Source organism: Micromonospora andamanensis (assembly GCF_016863495.1).
GTDB classification, from domain to species: Bacteria; Actinomycetota; Actinomycetes; order Mycobacteriales; family Micromonosporaceae; genus Micromonospora; species Micromonospora andamanensis.
Genome location: NZ_BOOZ01000113.1, coordinates 1 through 1,254, shown reverse-complemented (window position 1 = coordinate 1,254; position 1,254 = coordinate 1). Strand labels below are relative to the sequence as shown.

Sequence of the window (1,254 nt, the reverse complement as noted above, 5' to 3'; positions counted from 1 at the left end):
TTAGCCAGACTGCTGGGATGACTGAAGAAGCGGCGATGATCCCCGAGCCCTGGTCGCCAGCGCATCACCCGGAGGCCATCGCCGTCTCCGAGGCGCAGTGGTGGGTCTGGACACTCCGGCTCTGCGCGCGCCGCCTCGACGAGCGGGAGTTCGGCCTGTGGCTGCCTGACCCGCGACAGATCGACGCCCGGCAGTTCGCGGTCGCCCTGCGCCAGGTCGAGTACGCCGCCAGCATGATGCTGAAGGACACGCTGCTCGACTGCTGCCCAGCAGCTCGGGCGAAACTAGAGGCCGCCAGGGAGCGCTTCTTGACCAAGGTCTCGGGCGCAATCGCAGCCCGCGACATCCTGATCCACTTTCATGACTACGCCCTGGGTGAAGGCAACCGTCAACGTGAGCAGAAGCGGCGAGACGGTGTAGCAGCCGCAGCCCGCGATCACTGGGGAGGAGGGTACGACCCTGCCACCGGTGAGTTCAGGCTCGGGCCACATCGCATCAACATCAAGCTGGCCTTGGAGGAAGCCGAGGTTTTCTTCGATGTCATCTATATGGCGGCGAAGGCTTTTGACGACTACCAGGCTGCCCAGCGGGCAGCCGGCACCTCATAGCCGCAGGGCCCGTCCGGCGGGCCACGGTTGGCCAGGCACTATGTGCTCCCGGCAGGTGTCGCCTGTCTGTCCATCCTGCGGGCGAGAGACGGAAGCCAGGGCCACGCCTGACGCTTGTGGACTCAGCGGCGACCACGACAGCCATCGGGACGGCACGCAGACGAGTGCCCGAGGTGGGGACGCCACCGAACGGTACCCCAGCACTTGCGGGTGAGAGGTTGCGCGGCCCGCACTCCGGCTAGGTTGACGAGGATCAAGTACACGCCGTCACGCTGTCACCACTGCCGAATCGCTCTCAATAGGATCAAGCGCGCTCCGCGCGCGGGCCGGGCGCGGTAACCGGCTCCTGACGGAGCCGCCACCCCGCCCGCCTACGGCGGAGGGGCGGAAAAGTCAGCCGGCCCGGAACCCACACCGCCCCACACGTCACTTCTGAGTTCCAGTGAGTGACCCGGTGACGAGTCCCGGTGTCGACCGGGACCAGGACGACAACGTCCTGCCTCACGTCAGCGCATTCAGCCTGACGACGGGAACCGCGGACCGGGGGACGACGGTCGGGTCGGGCGAGTTGCCGAACGGAATCACGCCAACCGCTCACGGGCCGAGGTGGGAAGAGGTGAGGGTGGAGGGTGAGGCGGGGTTGAGG

The 1,254-nt window shown here is 67.2% G+C and carries 1 protein-coding gene; it reads left to right on the top strand.

What is annotated here, in order from left to right; all coding sequences use genetic code 11:
- A partial coding sequence (locus tag Van01_RS32705; RefSeq protein ID WP_308442443.1) for a hypothetical protein occupies positions 1-608 on the top strand: 608 nt, incomplete at its 5' end.
- Positions 609-1,254: the final 646 nt, after the last annotated feature.